This window comes from Streptomyces sp. YS-3, assembly GCF_045257485.1.
Classification (GTDB): domain Bacteria; phylum Actinomycetota; class Actinomycetes; order Streptomycetales; family Streptomycetaceae; genus Streptomyces.
In genome coordinates, this window is record NZ_JBJHPC010000442.1 from 1 (window position 1) to 6,041 (window position 6,041).

Genomic DNA, 6,041 nt, shown 5'->3' on the forward strand with positions numbered 1-6,041 from the left:
GCGCCCCTTCCGTCCCTTCCCCACCGCCAGCTCCACCCCCGAGACCGTCGCCACCACGCCGTCCTTCTCCACCCGCACATCCCGCACCCGCAGCATCCGCGCCTCGCGCGGCAGCGTGTACGAGAAGGACAGGCGGTCGGACAGCTCCGGCGGGCGCATCGCCAGCAGGCCCGTGATCAGCTTCGGGTCGATGCCGATCTTCGACAGCAGCCAGGGGTGGTCCGCCACCACGTCGACGAGGTTGACCCGCGTCAACTGCTCGGCGAACCGGGGCGTGCCCGTCAGCTCGTGCAGCTTCTTCTCGTCGCGCAGCGCCGCCGCCACGTCCTCCTTCGGCACTCCGAGCCGCTCCACCACGGCCGGGACCGACAGCAGCGCCTTCACCCGTGCCGAGTCCCGGCTGATCAGCTCGGCGGACTCCCGGTGCAGCGTCAGCCCCCGGTTCCGCCCCGGCCGGTACGTGGCGACGCCCGGCATGTCGAGGCTCATGCCGTCGATGTCCGTGGACAGGCCGCTGGTGCCGACGAGCCGCACCTGGGCCCGTGCCCGCACGCGCAGCTCCTGCCCCGCGATGGTCAGCCGGCCGTCCGCGCCCACCGTGTCGTCGCTCACCCGGCTGAACTTGAGCTGCGAGGCCGCCAGTTCACGGTTCATGTCGTCGAAGGACAGCGTGATCCGCCCGTGGAGATCACCGATGACCGCACTGCGGATGTCGCTCGGCAGATCCCCCGTCAGTTTGATGTCCCGCGCACTGGCCTGCACCTTCGCGAGCGATATGCGGTCGGCGGCCACATGCGGCACGGTGACGTCCACCCGTTCCAGACGCTTGTCCAGGACCTGCGTGAGGAACGGGAACCCGTGGATGTCCACCTCGGGGGCGGCGGCCAGGTGGAGTTCGTCCTGAAGTGCCTGCCGCGCCTTCTTCTCCGCGTACATCACCGCGCACCGGTCCGCCAGGACCAGGAACCCGACGCACACGACGAGCGCGAACAGCAGCTTGGCGAGGCGCGGGAGCGCGGCGAAGGGACTGCGGCGACGCCTACGGCCGCGCCTGGCGCGACGCCCCTTCCCGGGACGCCGGTGGTCGGGCGGCGACCACGGGTCCTCCTCGGGCCCGGCATGCATGCTGCTGAGGTCGAGCGGCAGGACCGTGAGCCCGCCGGCGGCGCCAGGACCGGGCTCGGAGCCGGACTCGGAGCCGGGCTCGGGATCGGCCAGTGCCGCGAGTTCGTCGTAGGGGTTGCGGGGACGAGGTTGCATGCGTGTGGGGGAGCGCATCGTCTTATCCCACCACACATGCCTTCTTCGAACACAAGCGCCACCAACGGTACGTCCGTAGCGGCAGCCCGCTAGCCGTTCACCCGTACCTCGGCCCACACCGTCTTGCGCGGCACCGGACCCTCCTCCGTGCCCCAGCGCGCGGCCACCGCCGCCACCAGCAACAACCCCCGCCCGGACTCGGCTTCGCCGCGTCCGCCCGCGTCCGCCGACGCGCCCACGGCGGCCGGCAGCCGCCGATCGCCCCGCCCGTCCGTCACGGCGATCCTCAGGGTCCCCTCCCGCAGGGCGAGGGCCAGTTCGAAGTCGCGGCCGGGTACGCGCGCGTGCAGCACCGCGTTGGACGCCAGCTCCGCCACGACCAGCGCGGCCGTGTCCGACGCCTCACTGTGACGCGCCACACCCCAGTCGGCCAGCCGCTGCACGGCGAGCAGCCGGGCCAGCCGCGCGCCGTGCCGGGTGGCGGAGATTCTGCGCCTGAACATACGTACGGTAGTGGACAGATGGGAGGTCGCCGTTCCGTTTTCGGGGTGCATGGGGCCACAGTGGCGGCGCTCGCACGCCCGTGACCAGGCCGGCAGCGCGTACTCCGCGCGAGCGTACGCGGCGATGCTGTAGACAGTACTGCCAACGGCCCGTAACGCTGGGTGAGTTGCGCTTGGGGAGATCCACTCACCGGGAGGTGGCCGGGTGGCCTGGGACCATGAGGGGTACGACAGCGAGCCGGAGGAGTCGGACAGTCTGCGGACGTTCGGCGCGGTCGTCCAGGCCCTGCGGGAGCACGCGGGGCTGAGCCGTGAGGACTTCGCCGTACTGGTCGGCTACTCCAAACACACGGTCGCGTCCATCGAGTTGGGCCGCCGGATGCCGGACCCCGCTTTCGTCGACCGCGCCGAGGCGGCCCTCGGCAACACGAACGCGCTGCGCAGGGCGGCGATGCACCTCAACCGCCAGCCGGGACTGGCCAGCTGGTTCCGCCGCTGGGCGCGGCTTGAGCGGGGCGCGATCAGCCTCTATACGTACGAGTCGAGGCTCGTACCGGGGCTGTTACAGACGGAGGCGTACGCACGGACGTTGTTCGGGGAGCGCGTACCGCCGCTGGCCGACGCCCAGGTCGAGGCCCAGTTGGCGGCTCGGCAGGAGCGGCAGCAGCTTCTGCGGGAGCGCCCCAACACCTCGTACAGCTTCATTCTCGAAGAGCACGTCTTCGTGCGGCGTACGGGCGGTACAGAGGTGACCCGCGAGCTCATCGACTATGTCCTGGGGTGCGTCTCCCCTCGGAACATCCAGCTGCAAATCATGCCGATGGCCAGAGGAGCTCACGCCGGGTTGGACGGACCTATTCGACTGCTGGAGACGCCTGCCAACCGGTGGTTCGGCTACTGCGAGGGACAGGAGAGCGGCCAGTTCATCTCTGATCCCAAAGTGGTCAGCACACTCCACATGCGGTATGCCAAACTGCGCACGCAGGCCCTCACTCCCGAGGACTCCGCGAGCCTGTTGGAGCAACTGCGAGGAGCGTTATGAGCAGCAGTGAACTGGCCTGGTTCAAGAGCAGTCACAGCGGAAGCTCCGGTGACGACTGCGTCGAAGTCGCCCTCGCTTGGCGCAAGTCCACCTTCAGCAGCGGCTCAGGCGACGACTGCGTAGAGGTGGCCACCTGCCCCGCCACCATCCACGTCCGTGACTCCAAGAACCCGCAGGGCCCCGCGCTCGCCCTGTCGCCGGCCGCGTGGGAGCGGTTCGTCCCGTACGCGGCCGGCTAGGCGCGGGCTACTTCCAGTAGAGGCCCTGGCCCATGGTGAAGGGGTCGCCCCAGTACTCCGCCGACACGACCTTCGTCGTCGCGGAGGGGGCCAGCGCGACCGCGCAGCCCTTCTGGGTCTTGCCGTGGGTGAAGTCCTTGGGCAGGGACTCGCTCGGGCACTTGTCGAAGCTGCCGATGATCATCAGGTTCTGCGCCTCGGTGCCGTCGCCGAGGTGGCCCTTCATGTGGCTGACGGAGGCGTACGCCAGGTCCGTCGTGCCGACGTTCTCGACCGTGTAGCGGATGTAGTACGGGACCTTCCCGCTGACCTTGTCGCCGAGCTTGAGCGGTGCCAGGTCGGCGGGGGCGCCCTTCTCGATCGCGTCGACGGTGAGGGCGATCTCGCCCTTCGTCTTCGTGCCGTACGTGAACGGGAACCGCGCGGCCTCGCCCAGCTTGAACGTCTGGCCGCCCTTGGCCTGACCGGCTCCGCCGCCGCCCGAGGGGGGCTGGGTGGACGGTGCCTGGGACGAGGGCGACGAGGGCGCGGACGGCGTCGGCGTCGCCCCGCCGACCCGCTGGTCCGCGCCGTCGTCCCCGTTGCACGCGCTCAGCGCCAGCGAACCGACGACCACCAGGCCGACCGACGCCAGCTTGACCCGGCCGCCCCGGCGCATGACAGAACTGCTCATTGTTCGAACTCCCCCGTTGAAGCGATGACGCTGTGGACCGATGCTGTGGACCGCCTTGGCGATCTCTACGAACAGAGTTCCTACGGCACGAGCGCGACGCCTCGCCACCGGGCTGACCGAAATGCCCCGGCCCGTGGCCGATTCATGACTTCGCCAAGACGAAAGCGCTACGCGAGGCGGACATCGGCGGACGTCGGAACGGCCTGCGGCCAATCACGTCAGCCGGGCGGGCAGGGGCGCCGCGTGGCAGATGGTCAGCCCCGACACCGCCCTGGTCAGCGCCACGTACAGACGGCGCAGGCCGGTGCGTTCGTCGGGCTCGCCGTCGACCACCGCCGAGGGCTCGTCCAGGACCACGTAGTCGTACTCCAGGCCCTTCGCGAGCGAGGCGGGGACCAGGGTGAGCCGGGATTCGGCCGTCGTCTCCTCGCCCGGGTCCAGGAACGCCAGACCCGCCGCCGTCAGCGCCTCGGCGAGCACCGGGATCCGCGCGTCGGCCGCGATCAGGCCGGTCGAGCCCTCGTGGGCCAGCGCCTCCCGGCAGGCGGCCAGCACGTCCGCGTCCAGCCCGTCCGGGGCCGAGGCGCGCACGGCCAGCGATCCGGGCGTCTCGCGCACCGACTCCACCGGGGCCAGGCCCGGCGAGATCGACGGCAGCAGCCGCGAGGCGTACGCGATCACCTCGCGCGGCACGCGGAAGCCCGCCGTCAGCTCCTCCACCACCGCTTCCGGCTTGCCCAGATGCCGCAGCGCCTCCTCCCAGCTCGCCGTCGCCCAGGGCGTGGTGCCCTGCGCCAGGTCGCCCAGGACGGTCGCCGAGCCGGTCGAGCAGCGGCGGCCGACCGCCCGGTACTGCATGGGGGAGAGGTCCTGCGCCTCGTCGACGACCACATGGCCGAGCGAGTGGGTCCGCGCCACCAGGTCGTTCGCCTCGTCGATCAGCACGGCGTCCGCCGCCGACCACTTGGCGGCCCTGACGCTGCGGGCGGGCTTCGCCCACAGGATGGTCTTCTGCTCGTCCGCGCTGAGCAGGCCCTCCGCGTGCGCGGCGAGGAAGTCGGCGTCGGAGAGCAGCCGCAGGACGAGCTTCGCCGGGTCGACCGGCGGCCAGAGCTCCTTCACGGCCGCCTTCACCGCCGGGTTGCGGGCCACCGCGTCCTGCACCCGGTCGTCGGGCGCCTCGCCCGCCTGCTCCATCCGTACGAGCACGGCGTGCGCGATGCGCTGCGGCAGGGCGTCCCGGGCGGCGCCGTAGCGGATCTCGCGGTCCTGCAACTCGCGGACCAGCTCCTCCAGTTCGTACGCAGGGATGCGCCACCGGCGCGAGCCGCGCACCACCACCAGCGGCTCGGTGGGCATGCTCACATGGCTGCGGACCGCCCGGCGCAGCACCTCGGCCATCCGGGCGTCGCCCTTGACGATCGCGGCGGGCGCGTCGTCGACGCCCTTCACCTCGACGTGCGCCACGAGGTCGTCGACGGTCGCCTGCTTGACCTCCAACTCGCCCAGCGCGGGCAGCACTTGCTCGATGTAGTGGAGGAAGGAGGCGTTCGGGCCGATGACCAGGGTGCCGGTGCGGGCGAGGCGGTCGCGGTGGGCGTAGAGGAGGTACGCCACCCGGTGCAGGCCGACGGCCGTCTTGCCGGTGCCGGGGCCGCCCTGCACGCAGACGGACCCGCCGAGGCCCGAGCGGACGATCTCGTCCTGCTCCGGCTGGATCGTCGCCACGATGTCCCGCATCGGGCCGACACGCGGGCGCTCGATCTCCGCCTGGAGGAGCTTGCTGGTGGTGGCCGCCTCGGCGGGGTCGGTGAGGTGCTCGTCCTCGTACGCCGTGAGCTCGCCGCCGGTGTAGCCGAAGCGGCGGCGCAGGCCGATGTCCTGCGGGTCCTTGCGGGAGGCGCGGTAGAAGGGCTGGGAGACCGGCGCACGCCAGTCGATCACCATCGGGTCGCCCTCGGCGTCGTGGACGTGGCGGCGCCCGATGTAGAACCGCTCCCCCTCGGCTCCCTCGGCCAACTCCGCGCCGGGGGCGTGCAGATAGTCGAGCCGGCCGAAGAAGAGGGGGGTGTGCGAGAGGTCCGCCAGGGCCTTGATGCGGTCGTCGATCTGGCGCTGGAGGACGGCGGCGTTCACCCAGTTCGCGGTGACGTCCTTGATGTCGAGGTTCTCCACGTCCTCGCGCATCGCGCGCAGGGCCGCGCGCGACCGGCCGAGGTGGGCGCGCTCGCGGCTGAGGGGGTCTTCGGGGTCGTGCGGGGACACGGGATTCCTCCGGACAGGGGTTCCCCTGCTCCTCAGGAGCCTGGGGGCGGATCGGGGCG

General features: G+C 71.5%; 6 protein-coding genes. 2 read left to right on the forward strand and 4 right to left on the reverse strand.

The features are described from left to right. The coding region (locus tag ACJA3G_RS27590) for a DUF2993 domain-containing protein (protein WP_406555748.1) at positions 1 to 1,260 on the reverse strand (1,260 nt) is incomplete at its 3' end. An 89-nt stretch (positions 1,261 to 1,349) separates the two neighbouring features. After that, a complete protein-coding gene (locus ACJA3G_RS27595) occupies positions 1,350 to 1,763 on the reverse strand; it encodes an ATP-binding protein (RefSeq protein WP_406555749.1) in 414 nt (137 codons plus the stop codon). 205 nt (positions 1,764 to 1,968) lie between these two features. Between ACJA3G_RS27595 and ACJA3G_RS27600 the strand changes: the two genes are divergently transcribed. Continuing rightward, positions 1,969 to 2,805, forward strand: a complete 837-nt coding sequence (locus ACJA3G_RS27600; protein WP_406555750.1) for a Scr1 family TA system antitoxin-like transcriptional regulator — start codon at positions 1,969 to 1,971, stop codon at positions 2,803 to 2,805. Then, a complete protein-coding gene (locus tag ACJA3G_RS27605) occupies positions 2,802 to 3,044 on the forward strand; it encodes a DUF397 domain-containing protein (RefSeq protein WP_406555751.1) in 243 nt (80 codons plus the stop codon). The genes ACJA3G_RS27600 and ACJA3G_RS27605 overlap by 4 nt, the downstream gene beginning before the upstream one ends. A 7-nt stretch (positions 3,045 to 3,051) precedes the next feature. On the opposite strand, the gene ACJA3G_RS27610 is transcribed toward ACJA3G_RS27605, so the two are convergent. Then, positions 3,052 to 3,717, reverse strand: coding sequence for a hypothetical protein (locus ACJA3G_RS27610; RefSeq protein ID WP_406555752.1), 666 nt, complete (start codon positions 3,715 to 3,717; stop codon positions 3,052 to 3,054). 213 nt (positions 3,718 to 3,930) lie between these two features. Beyond that, positions 3,931 to 5,982: a HelD family protein gene (locus tag ACJA3G_RS27615; RefSeq protein ID WP_406555753.1), complete on the reverse strand. Its 2,052-nt coding sequence runs from the start codon at positions 5,980 to 5,982 to the stop codon at positions 3,931 to 3,933. Positions 5,983 to 6,041 lie beyond the last annotated feature (59 nt).